Origin of the sequence: Streptomyces atratus, from assembly GCF_014648655.1 — a bacterium.
GTDB classification, from domain to species: Bacteria; Actinomycetota; Actinomycetes; order Streptomycetales; family Streptomycetaceae; genus Streptomyces; species Streptomyces atratus.
The window spans coordinates 1-15,007 of sequence record NZ_BMRN01000060.1 but is presented as its reverse complement, the minus strand read 5'-3'; the positions used below and the strand labels follow the sequence as shown (position 1 = coordinate 15,007).

20 protein-coding genes, 1 pseudogene and 1 riboswitch are annotated in these 15,007 nt (G+C 68.0%); of the genes and pseudogenes, 16 read left to right on the top strand and 5 right to left on the bottom strand.

Going from position 1 to position 15,007, the window contains the following annotated elements; genetic code table 11:
• Positions 1-9 precede the first annotated feature (9 nt).
• Positions 10-750, top strand: coding sequence for a hypothetical protein (locus IEZ15_RS39085; RefSeq protein WP_189281769.1), 741 nt, complete (start codon positions 10-12; stop codon positions 748-750).
• Positions 751-1,156: 406 nt separating this feature from the next.
• Positions 1,157-1,402 carry a hypothetical protein gene (locus tag IEZ15_RS45800; protein WP_229846426.1) on the top strand — a complete coding sequence of 82 codons (246 nt, stop codon included), beginning with the start codon at positions 1,157-1,159 and terminating at the stop codon, positions 1,400-1,402.
• A gap of 157 nt (positions 1,403-1,559) precedes the next feature.
• Here IEZ15_RS45800 and IEZ15_RS39075 read toward each other — a convergent pair whose 3' ends face one another.
• On the bottom strand, positions 1,560-2,054 hold the full coding sequence (locus tag IEZ15_RS39075) for a cupin domain-containing protein (RefSeq protein ID WP_189281768.1): 495 nt from the start codon (positions 2,052-2,054) through the stop codon (positions 1,560-1,562).
• A gap of 81 nt (positions 2,055-2,135) precedes the next feature.
• Between IEZ15_RS39075 and IEZ15_RS39070 the strand changes: the two genes are divergently transcribed.
• The 3 genes from IEZ15_RS39070 (at position 2,136) to IEZ15_RS39060 (ending at position 4,041) form a co-directional block, all read left to right on the top strand.
• Positions 2,136-2,987 carry a LysR family transcriptional regulator gene (locus IEZ15_RS39070; RefSeq protein ID WP_373302725.1) on the top strand — a complete coding sequence of 284 codons (852 nt, stop codon included), beginning with the start codon at positions 2,136-2,138 and terminating at the stop codon, positions 2,985-2,987.
• A gap of 74 nt (positions 2,988-3,061) precedes the next feature.
• Positions 3,062-3,688: a hypothetical protein gene (locus tag IEZ15_RS39065; RefSeq protein ID WP_189281767.1), complete on the top strand. Its 627-nt coding sequence runs from the start codon at positions 3,062-3,064 to the stop codon at positions 3,686-3,688.
• Between the two features lie 56 nt (positions 3,689-3,744).
• Positions 3,745-4,041, top strand: coding sequence for a hypothetical protein (locus IEZ15_RS39060; protein WP_189281766.1), 297 nt, complete (start codon positions 3,745-3,747; stop codon positions 4,039-4,041).
• A 99-nt stretch (positions 4,042-4,140) separates the two neighbouring features.
• Here IEZ15_RS39060 and IEZ15_RS47445 read toward each other — a convergent pair whose 3' ends face one another.
• Entirely contained in the window at positions 4,141-4,323 is a 183-nt protein-coding gene (locus tag IEZ15_RS47445; RefSeq protein WP_373302724.1) for a hypothetical protein, read from the bottom strand.
• Positions 4,324-4,352: 29 nt separating this feature from the next.
• On the opposite strand from IEZ15_RS47445, the gene IEZ15_RS39050 reads away from it, so the two are divergent.
• The 9 genes from IEZ15_RS39050 (at position 4,353) to IEZ15_RS39010 (ending at position 9,995) form a co-directional block, all read left to right on the top strand.
• Positions 4,353-4,601: a hypothetical protein gene (locus IEZ15_RS39050; RefSeq protein ID WP_189281781.1), complete on the top strand. Its 249-nt coding sequence runs from the start codon at positions 4,353-4,355 to the stop codon at positions 4,599-4,601.
• Positions 4,602-4,631: 30 nt separating this feature from the next.
• A complete protein-coding gene (locus tag IEZ15_RS46585) occupies positions 4,632-4,835 on the top strand; it encodes a helicase associated domain-containing protein (protein WP_268250491.1) in 204 nt (67 codons plus the stop codon).
• 50 nt (positions 4,836-4,885) lie between these two features.
• On the top strand, positions 4,886-5,143 hold the full coding sequence (locus tag IEZ15_RS39040) for a hypothetical protein (protein WP_189281764.1): 258 nt from the start codon (positions 4,886-4,888) through the stop codon (positions 5,141-5,143).
• Between the two features lie 103 nt (positions 5,144-5,246).
• Positions 5,247-5,397: riboswitch (cobalamin riboswitch) on the top strand.
• A 39-nt stretch (positions 5,398-5,436) separates the two neighbouring features.
• Positions 5,437-6,423 carry an ABC transporter substrate-binding protein gene (locus tag IEZ15_RS39035; protein WP_189281763.1) on the top strand — a complete coding sequence of 329 codons (987 nt, stop codon included), beginning with the start codon at positions 5,437-5,439 and terminating at the stop codon, positions 6,421-6,423.
• The gene (locus IEZ15_RS39030; protein ID WP_189281762.1) at positions 6,420-7,475 is read left to right on the top strand and encodes a FecCD family ABC transporter permease; all 1,056 of its coding nucleotides are present in this window, start codon (positions 6,420-6,422) and stop codon (positions 7,473-7,475) included. The genes IEZ15_RS39035 and IEZ15_RS39030 overlap by 4 nt, the downstream gene beginning before the upstream one ends.
• Positions 7,472-8,260, top strand: a complete 789-nt coding sequence (locus tag IEZ15_RS39025; RefSeq protein WP_189281761.1) for an ABC transporter ATP-binding protein — start codon at positions 7,472-7,474, stop codon at positions 8,258-8,260. The genes IEZ15_RS39030 and IEZ15_RS39025 overlap by 4 nt, the downstream gene beginning before the upstream one ends.
• Positions 8,257-9,018 (top strand): (2Fe-2S)-binding protein, encoded by a 762-nt coding sequence (locus IEZ15_RS39020; protein ID WP_189281760.1) that lies wholly within the window; start codon positions 8,257-8,259, stop codon positions 9,016-9,018. The genes IEZ15_RS39025 and IEZ15_RS39020 overlap by 4 nt, the downstream gene beginning before the upstream one ends.
• 67 nt (positions 9,019-9,085) lie before the next feature.
• Positions 9,086-9,463, top strand: a complete 378-nt coding sequence (locus tag IEZ15_RS47440; RefSeq protein WP_189281759.1) for a Ku protein — start codon at positions 9,086-9,088, stop codon at positions 9,461-9,463.
• A 22-nt stretch (positions 9,464-9,485) separates the two neighbouring features.
• A complete protein-coding gene (locus IEZ15_RS39010; protein ID WP_189281758.1) occupies positions 9,486-9,995 on the top strand; it encodes a GNAT family N-acetyltransferase in 510 nt (169 codons plus the stop codon).
• 442 nt (positions 9,996-10,437) lie between these two features.
• On the opposite strand, the pseudogene IEZ15_RS39005 reads toward IEZ15_RS39010, so the two are convergent.
• The 3 genes and pseudogenes from IEZ15_RS39005 to IEZ15_RS38995 form a co-directional block, all read right to left on the bottom strand.
• Positions 10,438-11,208: pseudogene (locus IEZ15_RS39005) on the bottom strand (IS3 family transposase); the annotation flags it as partial.
• 11 nt (positions 11,209-11,219) lie between these two features.
• Positions 11,220-12,188 (bottom strand): ISL3 family transposase, encoded by a 969-nt coding sequence (locus IEZ15_RS39000; protein ID WP_189281757.1) that lies wholly within the window; start codon positions 12,186-12,188, stop codon positions 11,220-11,222.
• Between the two features lie 359 nt (positions 12,189-12,547).
• Positions 12,548-13,180 (bottom strand): DUF4360 domain-containing protein, encoded by a 633-nt coding sequence (locus IEZ15_RS38995; protein ID WP_189281756.1) that lies wholly within the window; start codon positions 13,178-13,180, stop codon positions 12,548-12,550.
• Positions 13,181-13,402: 222 nt separating this feature from the next.
• Between IEZ15_RS38995 and IEZ15_RS38990 the strand changes: the two genes are divergently transcribed.
• Positions 13,403-13,561: a hypothetical protein gene (locus IEZ15_RS38990; protein ID WP_229846424.1), complete on the top strand. Its 159-nt coding sequence runs from the start codon at positions 13,403-13,405 to the stop codon at positions 13,559-13,561.
• Between the two features lie 158 nt (positions 13,562-13,719).
• On the top strand, positions 13,720-14,415 hold the full coding sequence (locus IEZ15_RS38985; protein WP_189281755.1) for a hypothetical protein: 696 nt from the start codon (positions 13,720-13,722) through the stop codon (positions 14,413-14,415).
• Positions 14,416-15,007 lie beyond the last annotated feature (592 nt).

Here is a 15,007-nt window from a genome sequence, read left to right as displayed (position 1 = left end):
CTCCCGGGCATGACCAAGTTCTTCACCACTGTGTGCCTGCCGCCGACCGCGCCTCGGAAAGTTCCACAAGCGATAGCTGCCACTATGGCGCCCTACAACGCCAACCTCACCGAGGAATGGAATCCGGTCGGCCACTGGGACTGGTGGGCCATCCACTCCAGCACGGGCAGCGCCTACCTCGTGTTGCCTCCGCACGACGGCGACCGCAGGCTCATCACGGCCTCAACCGTGCCGCGCAGGAAGGCCAAGCTCGATGCCCTCGGGCCGCTGGAATGCTACGGCGGGCCTCGGGGTCTGCTCGACTTCGACGGTATGCGGAAACGAGCAGCGCGCACGCATGACGCCCTGCTCGCCGCTTGGACCGAGCTGACCGCGATACACCCGCCGGCCCGCCCGCTCGCCGACTTCCTCACTCGCCACGAGGCCGATCCGGAAAGGTACTCCTTGGCAGACGCCAGGAAGGAGCATCTGGCCCAGCCGCTGGTGCAGGACGTAGCCCAGCGCGCCGTCGCGGGAGACCCGCACTTTGACACGTCGTTCCTGCTCAACGACCCGGTCGCATACTTCGCGCAGGAACACGAGGAAGCCCGACTGTGGTCGGTCCGGTGCGCCGTGCCCGGCTTCGCCCTGGTCACCCTTGATGGCGCGTGGATGGACGCGGACACAGACGGCCACTGGGAACAAGCCAACCGCTATCTCGACGGCCTCGACGCCGAGGCCGTCGTCCTCGACCTACTCTGTCACTCCTGAGTCGTCAGACCGGGCCGCCCCATAGAGGTCAGCCCGGCGGCTGCGCGACGGGCGCCCATGATCGCCCTGACAGGCTCTAACCCCCCGACGGCTGCTCGCCAGCCTTCTCGACAATCGCGGTGTACAGGGCCGTCCGACGACGGTGGAGTCCCCGTCCAGGGGACCGAGGACACGTCAGCCGCCCCGCTCCAGTTCCCGTGTGGCGGCTGTGGGGTATCGCGCAGAGGCTCATCGCCCCCTCGGCAGCGGACGTCATGACGTGGCCTTCCCTTCCCCATCTGACCTGGATGTCCGCGCCCAGCGTCGATCCGCAGGTACACAGCCGTGCATCCGTGGACCTGCCGCCCGCTGCCTACCGGGCGCTGCTCAAGCTGCGGAGGCGCAGCGAGCCGGGGGCCGCATCGCGATGGACCAGGCCACCCTCGGTGAACTGCTGGGGCTGAGCCGCCCCAGCGTGAACGTGGCGCTGCGGAGTCTGGAGTACGCGCGCCAGGCCGCTGACGGCGGGGTCTTCGACGAACCAAGCTTCGATACCCCTAGCGAGAGCCCATGGCTCCCGGAGCAGGTTGCCGCCCAGTGGCCCTACGGCCTCAACGCCGACGGCACACCTTCCGCTGCGTGGCACCTGTCCAGCGGTGTGCAGCACCCCTGAAACAGCCGACCGACTACTGCATTTCCCGAGTCACACGATGCTTCGTTAGGCCCCAGGGCCAGGGGGCCGCGTCACCCGGGGCTCCCCCACAGGCCGCGCCGCCGACGCAGGCCGCATCCGCCCGGGCATGCAATCTGGCCAGCAGCATCCTTCGACTTCAGGCGAGGTCGGTGGCGGGCTCGGTCGCGTAGCGGCTCATCGCGTCGATGTTGGCCTGTCGCGTCAGCGGCCGGCCGTCGGCGAGCACCTCCTGGAGGTCTCGGAAGTACTGCACGTACAGGTCGGGGGTGAATGTGCTGAGCATGACGGCGGGCTGGTCGGTCGGGTTGGCGAAGGTGTGAGGGGTACCGGGCGGAACCATCACGAGCGTGCCCGTGGTGGCATCGCAGTCCTCGTCCCCGACGGTGAACCGCACGGTGCCGGAGAGGATGTAGAAGCCCTCGTCGTGTTGGGCGTGGCGGTGCTGCGGCGGTCCCTGGGTGTGCGGGGCGAGGACGGACTCGGCGATCGCGAGGCGGTGCCCAGTGTGGCTGCCGTCCTCCAGAACGCGCATGCGCGTGGTGCCCAGAACGATCGTCTCGCCGTCGCCGGGACCCACCACCGATACGGCGGGGTCGGCCTGCGGCTCGCTGGTCTTCGCTTCTTCGGTCATGCTCACGAGTGCACCGCCGGGACCCCGCCAGTGTCCAAGACCCATCCCGCAGCGCCGATACCCCGTGGGTATCGTTGCAGCGTGGAGCTACGGACCTTGCGCTACTTCGTGGCGGTCGCCGAGGAACTCCACTTCGGCCGGGCCGCCACCCGACTGCACATGAGTCAGCCGCCGCTGAGCCGGGCGATCAAGCAGTTGGAGGCCGATGTCGGGGCCCTGCTCTTCGCTCGCTCGCCCACCGGCGTCACGCTCACTTCGGTGGGCACGGTGCTGCTCGACGAAGCGCGGGCCCTACTCGACCACGCCGACCGCGTCCGTGTACGCGTGAGCGCGGCGGCCGGCGTCGCGGCCATCACTGTCGGCATCCTGGGCGATGGCACCGACCCGGGAGTGTCCAGGCTGGCCGCCGCCTACCGCCGAATCCACCCCGGCATCGACATCCGCATCCGCGACACCGACCTGACCGACCCGACGTGCGGGCTGCGCGCCGGGCTGGTCGACATCGCCCTGACCCGGGCGCCGTTCGACGAGACCGCCCTGACGGTGCGTGGTCTGCGAACCGATCCGGTCGGCGTGGTCCTGCGCGCCGACGATCCGCTGGCCCGCCGCGACCGGCTGCGGCTGGCCGAGCTGAGCGACCGCCGCTGGTTCCAGTTCCCGCAGGGCACCGACCCCATCTGGCAGTCGTACTGGAACGGCGGCAGGCCGCGCGAGGGCCCAGTGGTGCGCGCCGTCCAGGAATGCCTGCAGGCCGTGCTGTGGAACGGCACGGTCGGCCTGGCCCCGCTCGGACACGACCTGCCCGCAGAGCTGGCCGTGGTACCGCTGATCGACATGGCGCCGAGCCGAGTGGTCGCGGTGTGGAACGAAGGTGACACCAACCCGTTGATCCGATCCTTCGTCGAGATCGCGACAGCCGCGTACCGCCACTGAGCACCGGCAACCGGCGCTGCCGCATCCCGTGAACAATTCGAACGCCGCGGCCCTCGGAACTGCCTCCCAAAGCGGTGAACATCTGCTGTCCCTTCTCGCGTACAGAGCCACTCCTGCACATCTACGTTGCCAGCCGCAGCATCCACACCCCCGCACCCGACGCACCAGGACTCACCGCCCTGATCTGCCCCGCCCTGGAAGCTCCGTTCGTACGCAGCGAAGGCCTGCTGCACCAGATGGAACAAGCCCTCGCCCACGACCCCCGGTTCACCAGCCACCCGGACGCCCAAGCTCTGCACGAGGCCGTCCAGAAACGGCGTCGGCAGTCGGCCACCGCAGCAACGCCCCAGGAGGGGGTGCCGGGAAAACTCCTCGAAGGCCGCCCAGCGCTCGCCGCACTCTTCCGCACTGACGCCGCTGCCGACCCACACGATCTCGACCTGCTCGAGCGGCGTGCACAGGAGCTCACCAGGGGTTTCACCCCTACCGGCAACGCCCGGGTCGACGAGCAGCTATTGGCCTTGCTCGACACCATGAAGACCAGTCCGGCCTGGAAGCCCAGCGACAGCCACTACTTCACCGCTATTCTCGAACACTTCCTGCGCTTCCTCTACGACCGCTTCGATGCCCAGGCGAACCTCTACGGCGACCGCACCGCCTACCCGACTCGTCGTGACCGGCGTTCTCCCGACCGCACGTAAGACCCCGCACGCCCTGCGCATAAAGCGGCCGACGGCCCGGGGCAGGCAGCCACGGAGTGGCGAAGCTTGGATTCGCCGCGCTGAGCGCCGAACTGGCACAGGCGCGGCAGGCCCACGCGCACGCCCTGGCGGTGGCCGCAGCCGAGCACGGCGGCGCTCTTTCAGGGGTGTGCGGCCGGAGCGGCTTCCGTGAGGCGGTCCGGGCGCTCGTACAGGGCTCGCACCAGGGCGCGGATCTGGACGCAGCAGTCCCCTCCAGCTTCGCCGACAGCCGGCCCTCCGCCTCGCGCAGAACGACATCGGCGAGCGGCCTTCGGCCCCCGCCGCCTTGGTCAGCCGCTTCGCAGCCGTGACGGTCTGCTCCCCCCGCGGCCCCGAGGCCACCACGGCGTGGTTGTAGCCGTTGGCGGGAGGCATGCTCCGGGGCGTACGAGGTGGCGCATCGTCACGTCCTACTCATCCGGGTCCCAGGCGCTGAGCTGCTCGAAGAGACGTCGGTCGCCGTCGAGCTTCAGGGAGTTGACCGGGATACGGTCGTGCAGGATGAGGACCAGCTCGCTGGCCGTGCCCCGAGCGGAGGCGGAGGCGGAGGCGGCGGCCGCGTCCGGGTCCTGGCCGGCAGCGGTGGCCAGCATGGTGCCGGGCCCGGGGAGGCGGGCGGTCCGTGCGCCGTCGGCGGAGAGCGAGAGGCGCCAGGAGCGGCCCTCGGAGAATCGCGGGCAAGTCCCCCTCGGTCGCCTCGCTCTACCGGGCACTCGCGGAAGCCGGGGCCGCCGCGGTGGACGACGGCCTGCCGCTGCGGCCCAAGCCCACCCGCATCCGCCAGCCCGAAGACCCGCTCACCGCCGAGGAGGTCGAGCTGCGCGAACGGCTCCAGGCCCAGCCCCACCCGAACGCCGAGACCCGCAGCTGACTGCCATGATCAAGCGCTTAGCGCCAACGGCTGTACCGCGGGTCCCCACGGCCGTACAAGGAACGGGAAGGGAAAGTCGTCGTCGCCAGATCCTGGAACGAGGAGTTGCCTGACGGGACGTCCGTTCGGCTGGGTGTGTGGCTCTCCACCACCCGGACCCGTCGGGCCGGCCTGACCCAGGAGCAGCGCGAACAGTTGGCCGCGCTCGGGGTGGACTGGGTGGTGGCGAGGTAAGCGACGCGATGGTTGCCCAGTCCGGTGGCGGTGGGCGGTAAGTAGCGCTGATGGCTCCAGCCAACGAGGCTGAGCGCATCGAGCTGCCGTTGACCCTCAAGGCCGGCTCCAGGGTGTCGCTGCCGCTCATTGGGTTGGAGGTGCCCAACCGAATAGGCCGGCAGCTTCGGTTCTCACTGCACCTGGGCACCGGCCGCATCATCCGGGCCGATGTCCACGACGCCGACACCTTGGAGCCCCTGCGGATCGACTTGGACGAATACACCGGCGACTGGTCCTTGCACATGGGCCCGCCCACGACCGACTGACCGGACACGAAGCCGGGCCCTCAGGGCAGCTCACATCGACCTCGCCGCTCTGCGAGTGCCTCCCGTAGCTGTGAACAACTGCTGCGCGCGTCGTGTGCAAAGCCACCCTGTCGGAATACGCGGTCTGACAGAATGGGCTCCGAAACTCAGGCGACGCGCGTCAGGAAACCGGTGTGAATCCGGTACGGTCCCGCCACTGTGACCGGGCTGCAGCAGCCCGGAAGCCAGATACTGGCCACGCCGCCTTCTCTTGCGACCCAGGGGACGAGGACATCCCCCGGAAAGGCTCGGCCATGCCCCGGATCCGCCGTGTACCACTCGCGCTCATACCGCTGCTTCTCCTGCCGCTCACCGGATGCAGCTCCGGCACGGACGGCGAGGGCGAGGCAGAGGCCGCACCGGCCGCCGACGGTTTCCCCTACACGGTCACCAACTGCGGTACGAAGACGACCTTCCGCGCCCCGCCGAAGCGGGTCGTCACCATGAACCAGCACGTCACCGAGATCATGCTGGCCCTCGGGCTTCAGGACCGGCTGACCGGGACGGCCTACCTGGACGACAGCATCCTGCCGGAGTACCAGTCCGCTTACGACAAGACCAAGGTGCTCGCGAAGGGGTACCCCTCCAAGGAGGTGCTGCTCGGCGCCAACCCCGACTTCGTCTATGGCGGGTACAGCAGCGCCTTCGACAAGACCAAGGGCCAGGACCGGGCGGGGCTCCAGAAGGACGGCATCAACACCCGGCTGAACATCGAGAACTGCACCAAGGGCAAGGTCGGGATCGATCAGCTCGCCACCGAGATCACCGAAGTCGCCAAGACCTTCGGAGTACCGGAACGCGGCAAGAAGCTGCTTGCCGAGGAGCGGCAGAAGATCGCGACGGTCGAGGCAGAGCTCAAGGGCTCCTCGCGTCCCTCGGTGTTCGTGTACGACTCCGGCGACAGCTCCGCGTTCACCGCCGGCGGTAAGGGCATCGGCAACGAGATCGTCCGGCTCGCCGGGGGCAGGAACGTCTTCACGGACCTCGACGCCACCTTCGGCGACGTGTCCTGGGAGCAGGTCATCAAGCGCAGGCCCGAGGTGGTCGTGATCTACGACTACGGAGGCACCACGGTGGCGGCCAAGAAAAAGCGGCTGCTGAACGATCCGGCACTCGCGGACGTGCCGGCGATCAAGAACAAGAAGTTCGCGGTACTCCCGCTGTCCTCGGCCGTGCTCGGTGTCCGGGTCGCCGACGCCGTGCAGGACCTGGCCGGGCAGCTGCACCCCGGCACTCCGTGAGCGCGGAGTTCGCCCGCCCCGGTCCGAAGTCCGTCCTCCGCTCGCCCCCCGTCGTGATCGGCGTTCTCACGGTGCTGCTGCTCGCGGCGGCGGTGGCCGGTCTGACGCTCGGCCCGGTAAGGATTCCGCCGGGCGAGGTACTGAGTACGGTCCTGGGTGGTGAACGCACCGGTGCGTACCCGACGATCGTGTGGGAGGTGCGACTGCCCAGGGTGCTGCTCGGGGCCGTCGTGGGTGCCGGGCTGGCCCTGTCGGGCACGGTGCTCCAGGCACTGGTGCGTAACCCGTTGGCCGATCCGTTTCTGCTGGGCGCCTCGTCCGGGGCATCAGCGGGCGCTGCCGTGGTCGTCGTGATGGGGGTCGGCGCCGGGGCGGCCACCGACGTGGCCCTGCCCATTGCCGCGTTCGCCGGGTCCATGGCTGCGCTGGTCGCCGTCTACGCGATGGCCCGGCGCGGCGGCACCATGACTACGGGCCGGCTGATCCTGGCCGGGGTGGCGATTCAGTACGTGCTGTCCGCGTTCACCAGCCTGATCCTGGTGCTGTCCTCGCGGGCCGAGCATGTGCGGGCGATTCTGTTCTGGACGCTGGGCGGCCTGGGTGGCGCCCGTTGGGACCAACTGGCGCTGCCTGCCGTGGTATTGGGCGCCGGGGCCGTACTCCTGATCAGCCTGGCCCGTCCGCTGGATCTGCTGCTGACCGGGGAGGATGGGGCCCGCAGCCTCGGCCTGGACCCCGGACGCTTCCGGGCCGGGGTCTTCGTGCTGGTGTCACTGATCATCGGCGTGCTGGTCGCCTACAGCGGGGCGATCGGCTTCGTCGGCCTGATGATTCCGCACGCCGCCCGGATGATCGTCGGCGCGTCCCACCGCAGACTGCTGCCGGTGGCCGCGCTCGGCGGGGCCGTCTTCCTGCTGCTGGCCGATCTGCTGGCGCGGACCGTGGCAGCCCCCGAAGAGATTCCCGCCGGGGTGATCACTGCCCTGGTGGGCGGCCCGTTCTTCCTCTGGCTGCTGCGCCGCTCCAGCCGTACCGAAGGGATCACCGGATGAGCCCGGCACCGTCCCCGACGGCGCTCGCCGCCGACGGGATCAGCTACGAGGTGGCCGGCCGTACCCTTCTCGACGCGGTCACGCTGGACGCCGCCCCCGGCGAGACGGTCGGCCTGGTCGGGCCGAACGGCAGCGGCAAGACCACCTTCCTGCGCTGTGTGTACGGCGCACTGCGCCCCGCAGCGGGTCGGGTCCTGTTGGACGGAGCGGACGCCGCGGCCCTCGGTGTGAAGGAACGGGCCCGCCGCGTCGCCGTCGTACCGCAGGACAGCCCCGGCACCTTCGGCCTGACCGTACGCCAAATCGTGGCGATGGGCCGAAGCCCACACAAACGGTTCTGGGAGCAGGACGACGCCGACGACGCCCGCCGCATCGACCAGTCGCTGCGGCGTGTCGGCGCGGCGCCCCTGGCCGACCGGCGGTTCGAAGAGCTGTCCGGCGGGGAACGGCAACGGGCCTTGATCGCCCGCGCCCTGGTCCAGGAACCGGGGCTGCTGGCGCTCGACGAACCCACGAACCATCTGGACATCCGCTACCAGCTGGAGATCCTCGGCCTGGTGAGAACGCTGGGCACCACCAATCTGCTGGTGCTGCACGACCTCAACCTGGCCGCTTCCTACTGCGACCGGCTGTTCGTCCTCAGCGCCGGACAACTGGTGGCGTCCGGCTCCCCGCACGCGGTACTGACGGAGGAACTGCTGGCCGAGGTCTACGGGATACGAACCCGGATCGGCGTGCACCCGGTCACCGGCTCCCCCAACGTCGTCTACCTCCCGCTGTCATGAGTGACGACACTTTCCCCGTCTGGACGCCCTTGCCGCACGGGCCACGCTGGCAGGTCACCGAAGGCGAACCGTCCGCGAGCGAAGCAGGGCTGTGGCTGGCAGCCGACCGACTGGCCGATCCGGAGGGCGTGGAGCTGTCCGGTCTGCTGGAGCGCGAGCGCACCGGCAGCGGCCATCGCACCGGTCACGCGACCGCGCTGACCCTGATGGCGGTGTACGCGGGCTGGGTCACTGCCGCCGCCGTGCTCCACTGGGCGCTGTACGACGAGGTCCCGGATATGCGGTCCGGCAATGTCCTGGTGCGCCCCGCCGCCCACGGGATCGGCGGAGTCCGGGTGCGCAGGGCCCGGCTGCTGGTGCCCCGGGCCGGGGAGGACTCCGTACGGCTGCTGCACCGCACCGTGCTCGACGGGCATCTGTTGCCCATCGCCGATGCGTTGCACCGTCGTACCCGCGCCGGGGCCAGGCAGTTGAGCGGAGGGATCGCCCATGGCTGCGCCACGGCGCTGTGCGCGTACGGCACCCGGGTGGATCTGCTGGCGGCCCGCTGGCGGCAGTTCGTGGACACCGCACCTGGCGGACTCGCGACGCTGGACGAGGTAGTACGGGTCCGACGAGCGCCGGACTGCCAGGAGCGGCTGGTCTATCTGCGCAACACCTGCTGTCTGTACTACACGAGTGCGGAGGCGGTGCGATGTGCGAGCTGTTGTCTGACAAGCCGCGAGGAACGGCTACGGGCTTACACGAGGCCGAAGTAAAAATGCGCCGGCTGTAACACCTGCCTCTCAGGGCTACGAAGCACTCGCTGAGACTGAACACAAAGACTTGACAGGGAAGCTCGTCGAGGCCCTCGCCCGAACCGGATTCGTGGGCGTTTCCAAGATCGCCATCAGGAGCCGGGAGCGCCTGGCGCTGCTGCGCCCACGGCATGAAGTACTCGTTGTCCAGACCCTGCTCTGGGCCGACGAGCTGCGTGACCCCGGTGATCTCGCTCCGTCCGCGCCCGTCACAGACAGGGAGCTCGAACTCGCTCACCTGCTAAGGTCTCCACCAGTAGTGAGCCTTCCTGGCCCGGATACAACATCCGCCGGGGAGGCTTTCTTCATGCCTGGGGCCACTTGTCCGGGGACCAGCGCCGATCAAACGGGCGTCACTCCCGAGCCTCGGTACTGCCGATCCGTGCATGTGGAGCTCGCCGGTTGACCACCCCTGAAAAAGGAGTCTCGTGCCAGACGTATCCATTCGCCCCGCCGGCACCGCCGACCGCCCCACAGTCGAGCGGCTATGGCTGATGTTCCGCCATGACATGTCGGAGTTCGACGATCTGCTGCCCAACACTGACGGAACCTTCCGCAGCGACCGGCTCCACATGGCCTTCTCTGAGCCCGACTGGGTGCCATACCTCCTCACAAGTGGTGACAGCCTTGCTGGATTCGCGTTCGTCCGCAGTTTGACCGCCCCGACGCGCGTGTTGAACAGCTTTTTCGTGGTGCGCGGCGCGCGGCGGACAGGGATCGGGCTGCACGCTGTTCAGGAGATCGCGGCCAGGCACCCGGGCTCGTGGGAAGTCGCGTTTCAGGACGCCAACATCGCCGCGGTGCACTTCTGGCGTCGCGTCGCCACGGAGATCGCCGACGACGCATGGACCGAGGAACGCAGACCGATACCAGGTCGGCCCGACTTGCCTCCTGACGTCTGGATCTCGTTCAACACCCCCGCGGTGGCTCACGACTGAGCATCAAGGCAGGGAAGCCGCCGAACGCACTCGGCAGCCGGCGACAGACGATTGCGCGAGCCCACCCCCAAAGCCGGAGACCGCGCAGCCCCGGCCTCATACCCGCCGGAAAAACGGAGCCGGGCCCTTTCGCACCGTGCCTGTCAGGGACACGGACCGACAGGGCCCGGTGACACACAAGCTATCGCCAAACACCGCCGGATCACGGCGGACACTCTCTCCACATCCGCAGGCGTGACGTCACCCGATAGAGGTAGCTCCCGAACACGTTGACGATCATGGAATTGTGTCGGGCCCATCCTCGCCACGGACGGAGCAAAGTGGCTCCCAATCTCGCCGATGCAGTGGTTCCCGTTCACCCCGACAAAATCAGGCGGGTGCTGCTGCCGGGGGCGAGCCGTCTGGCCCGGCTGGGGGCCTTGACCTCGGAGTTTGAACACGTCTATGCGGCTCGGGTCAGGGTAGTTGATGTTGTGTGGAAGGCGTCCTCGTAGGCAAGCGGGGATCGCCGGCCGAGGTGGGAGTGTCGGCGTCGGGTGTTGTATCGATGGAGCCGGCGGAAGGCGTCGAGTCGGGCTTCGCGCTCGTTTGACCAGCCATTTCGTCCTTTCAGCGTCTCTCTTTTGAAGCTGGCGTTGAACGACTCCGCAGCGGCGTTGTCCGCGCTGCTGCCGACCGCGCTCATGCTCTGGCGGACGCCGGCGAGGCGGCAGGCGTCGGCGAAGGCCCGACTCGTGTACTGGGCTCCGTGATCGGTGTGCATCACGGCTCCGGCGAGGCTGCCGCGGGTCCGGATCGCGGCGGCGAGGGCGTCAGTGACGAGTTCGGAACGCATGTGGTCGGCGATCGCCCACCCGGCCGGACGCCGTGAACACAGATCGATGACCGTCGCGAGGCAGCAGAACTTCCCGCCGCCGACGCTCAGGTAGGTGATGTCGCCGACGTACTTCGTGTTCACCGCGGCCGGGTCCGCGATGGTGGTGCGGTGCCGGCGCCGCAGCCGGACCCCTCCGAGGCCGATGGTCCGCATGATCCTCGCGACGCGCTTGTGGTTGACCGCCTGGCCGCCCTCGTCGCGGAGCTCGGCGGTGATCCTCGGGGCGCCGTAGGTGCCGTCTGAGTCCCGGTGGACGTTGCGTATCCGGGCGGCGAGGCGGTCGTCGGCGGCCTTGCGGGCCGCCCGCGCAGCAGCGGTGCGTCGCCAGTAGTAGAAGAAATCCGGGGTCAGGGCCCCGCAGAATGGTGTTTGGGCTCATGCCGAGTTGCCGGGCGACGGATCGCTTGCTGTGCCCGGCCGCCAGGAGAGCGTGGATGGTGGCGTGCTTTACGCGGGCGCGTTCGGCGAACCGGTGCCCTGTCGGCCAGGGCGACAACGTGGCCGGCTCCTCCTCCTGCCGGTTCATCCGGAGCCGGAACAGGACGTAAGCAGCCGCGATGCCGGTAGACGCACTTCTCTGCGGCTTCACCCAGGTTGTGCCAGAGATGCCACCGATCGGCGACCTGGATGGCCTGCGGGGCGCGGGTGGCACCGTCGGCGAAGAAGGGGGCTCGGTCGCGGCAGACGATCTCGATGCCGGGCCGCTCGGCGAGCCAGGCCGCGAGCGTGTCCGCCTCCCGGTCAGGCAGGAGGTCGATGGGACGACGTGTTTCGACGTCGACGAGCACAGTTCCGTAGATACGGCCCTTGCGCTGCGCGTATTCGTCCACGCCGACCACGCGGGGTGCGGCAGCGACGGGATCCGGAAGCGAGGCGATCACCCTCAGTAGGGTGTTCCTGCTGACCGGGACCTTGAAGGCGTCCGTCATTCGGGCGCCGGCTCGGCCTGCGAGCGCGAGTCCGACCGACACCAGCACCGATCGCAGCCGCTCGGTCCTTCGCCCGAACCTGCGGGTGAGCCCTGGTACTTGCTCGGCGAAGGTCTTGCGCGGGCAGGAATCCTCCCCACAGACGAATCGCCGCACCCGTAACGACACCACGACGAACTTGCCCGCCGTCGGCAGGTCGCGAGGAAACCGCAGGTAGGAGCCGTGTATTCGAACCGACCAATATCCGCACCCCGGGCAGGCCGCCCGCTCGGCGGTCGTCCGGGCCTCGACCCGGACGACCGTGTCGGTCACCTCGACCGACTCCACGGACACGCCTTCGACTGAGGAAAACAACAGCTCATCCAGCTGCGGCAACACTTCGTTCACGGCGAAGGACTGTCGACCACACCGCATTCCAGCCGGGCGATTTTCAGGCGAACTCAACCGGCATCACACGAAGATCAACAGTCACCCTGCGTACGCAACCACAGAAAGTGGCCCAGAGCCCTCGTCGGGAGTCGTTTGTCGGTGACTTCGGGAGTCACTCAAGGAGGTGTCGGCTTGATCAACGTTAATGACTCTTGATGTCACTCGGCGGCTCGCGTGCCGCAAGAGGCAGATGCACGGGCGAGCCGAGATACCCCTGCTCCGCCAGCGCATTCTCCTCCAGTGATCACCACACAGTGCTACCACCGATTACAAGAGCCGTTGGCCTGGACGCATCCGCCGATCGCAGCGCCAGGAGATCACTGACACTGCTTCCAGACCAGGTGGTACACGGTTTCGATCCTGCCGTCCGTCGAGTCCATCTCCATGAAGCTGGTGGCGCTCGGGCTCGAAGTGCCGCGCTCGACCCGCAGTTCAGTGTTGATGTTGAGGTTGCGCTCCTCCCCGCAGGGGGCGAAGACCCGGGCAGCGACGTCCACGGTGTCGGTCGTCTGCCAGTTGCCGTTGAACCCGCCCTTGAAGTGATGGGTCGAGTTGGTGGTGTGGGCGTTGCCCTGGAAGTGGTAGCTGGCCCGCTGGGTCCCGGACGCACCCGGCGCCAGTGACGCGAAGCCGCGGTAGCCGGCGGACACGATCGCGTAGGTGTAGCCACCGGGGACGTGCACTCGCAGGTTGAGCTGACAGTTCTTCTTCCGGTCGGTCGGCGCCGACCCGGGCCCCACCTGGGCGAGGTAGTTACTGTAGGTGACGGTGAAGGCGGTGTTGTCAGGGGACACGGTCACGGCGGCCGTCCCCGCCGGGCAGCCGGAACCGTTGACCGCCACGGTGTCGATGACGATCCGGTCCGGCGGCGGGGACGGGTTGCCGCCGAAGGCCGACGAGCCGAACAATGATGTGGCGACACCAGTCGCGGCCAGCGCACGGAGCACCATGGGCTTCCCTTCAACCGTCCACGGATCCAGGGCGGGCGTCGCTTTCCGAGCCCGACCCCCGGATTTCACGTGGACATCGCACCACACGTTGCGTGTCCGCGTGCAGAAGGTGACGCTCCAGTCACGCAAACGGCCTTCAGGGTGGAGCCCTCGTTCACCCACGCACGGGACAGAGCGGGGCGTTGCGGCCCTGGGGCGCAGTACAAGGCGCGTACAGGCTCCGTGACCGTCCCCAGAGGTCACGGAGAGACAGTCGTCATCGACGGCGAGGAACACGACGTGAAACTCCGGGTATTCCTGTCGAACACCAAGGCCAGGCGCGGCAAAATCACCGTGGACAAGTTCTGGGCGCTGGCCGCCCTCGGGCTCGATTGGGCCTAAGAGCACCGACGCCGGACGTTCCCCATGGCATGCCATGTGCGCCGGAATGCTGAGCGCAGACCAGCCAAACCATGGCTCCATGCGCTCCCCGATCCAGCACTGTTGCACCCCGGACATGGCGGGCTGCATGGTGGGAGGACGAGGATGCGGGAGGGCATGTGGAAGAGTCACAGTGGGACCAACGGCGGATCTCGACGAGCGGCAGGACGCTGCGGTGGCCCAGAGCGTTACTCGTATTCACCCTGGTCAATCTGACCTGGGAGATCGTCAAAGCCAATCTGAATGCCAACGTCCGTGACGACTGGCCGTGGCGGCTCACGGTGCTGGACGCCTCGACATGCGCAGCCGTAGTAGCTTTACTGGCCGGCATCATCCTGACTCGCAGCCAGCTCTCCCAGACCATGCAGCCCGCACTGAGTTGGTCTGGGTTCAAGGGGCGCAGTGGCGAACTGAGCAATTCGCTGAGGACGGTCTCCCTGGTCAACGCGGGCGGGGGCAGAGCCGTGGTCCGATCCGTCGCCTACCGGATCCAGGCATCCTCGACAGGCTCGGGCAGTGCCGCCATCCCCTCCGGCTGGGTGTCCTGGGCCACGGCCATCGAATCACTGGCGTCGCTGGAACTCAACTGGGACGACGACTACTTCATGCTGCACCTCGGTTCGGGTGCGGCCGTGCCGCTGACCAACGTCAGCAAGGAGGGTATGGAACTGCTCGCTCTCGGCCCCAAGGCTCTCGAGAGACTCTCCGTGCTGGACATCAGAATCCAGGTCATAGACGTTCTGGGGGACGTCTACGAAAGGGACTTGCAATGCATTCGACCTGCTTCTGTGCCCGCCCCAGTGAGGGTTGCCTGATCGCCGGTCGGGACCTCCAGGCCGAAGCCCTGCGGTGACACCAAGTCGTCAGCGTCAGCCGGCCTGCACGGCCTCGGGGCTCACCCGACTGTCGAACCCGGTCTCGGCGTCAATGGTCCCAGCCTGCGTCCACCAGTTCTCCATAGCGGTTTCCAGAACAGTCATCAGTGGGCGTTTGATGTTGATTCGTGATGGGTATTTCGACCCGCTTTCCCGTATTCGTCGCCAACGTGCACAGCCTGAAATGCTGGAAGCTCCGCACTGGCGGGAATCTTCCGCCCCATTACTAAACCAGACGGAATCCAGCGCCGAGAAGCGGATTGAACGGGCACACAGGTCGGCGCCCGGAAGGCTGTGAAGGCGCACGTAAGGTGTGAATCAACCCGAAGATCGTTGGCCGCAGGAGCGACTTAGCACCACAATCCATCCCTAAACGCCCACTGAGTGGGCGTTTAGGTATGCCTGGTGGAGCTATAACGCCTTTGTGACCAGTGGCTTTTGAGGCGACTTGCCGCATGAGCGGGGATTGACATGCGCGAAGACGGCGATCTGTGCGCCCGTTTAGCTCGCACATGCTGCACAGATTCCGTCT

Excerpts from the sequence above, each read along its gene's own strand:
- IEZ15_RS39040 (WP_189281764.1), top strand. The coding sequence starts at position 4,886 with ATGGCTCCAGCCAACGAGGCTGAGCGCATCGAGCTGCCGTTGACCCTC.
- IEZ15_RS39035 (WP_189281763.1), top strand. The coding sequence starts at position 5,437 with ATGCCCCGGATCCGCCGTGTACCACTCGCGCTCATACCGCTGCTTCTC.
- IEZ15_RS38995 (WP_189281756.1), bottom strand. The coding sequence starts at position 13,180 with ATGGTGCTCCGTGCGCTGGCCGCGACTGGTGTCGCCACATCATTGTTC.
- IEZ15_RS39085 (WP_189281769.1), top strand. The coding sequence starts at position 10 with ATGACCAAGTTCTTCACCACTGTGTGCCTGCCGCCGACCGCGCCTCGG.
- IEZ15_RS47445 (WP_373302724.1), bottom strand. The coding sequence starts at position 4,323 with ATGCTGGCCACCGCTGCCGGCCAGGACCCGGACGCGGCCGCCGCCTCC.
- IEZ15_RS39025 (WP_189281761.1), top strand. The coding sequence starts at position 7,472 with ATGAGCCCGGCACCGTCCCCGACGGCGCTCGCCGCCGACGGGATCAGC.
- IEZ15_RS45800 (WP_229846426.1), top strand. The coding sequence starts at position 1,157 with ATGGACCAGGCCACCCTCGGTGAACTGCTGGGGCTGAGCCGCCCCAGC.
- IEZ15_RS39020 (WP_189281760.1), top strand. The coding sequence starts at position 8,257 with ATGAGTGACGACACTTTCCCCGTCTGGACGCCCTTGCCGCACGGGCCA.
- IEZ15_RS39075 (WP_189281768.1), bottom strand. The coding sequence starts at position 2,054 with ATGACCGAAGAAGCGAAGACCAGCGAGCCGCAGGCCGACCCCGCCGTA.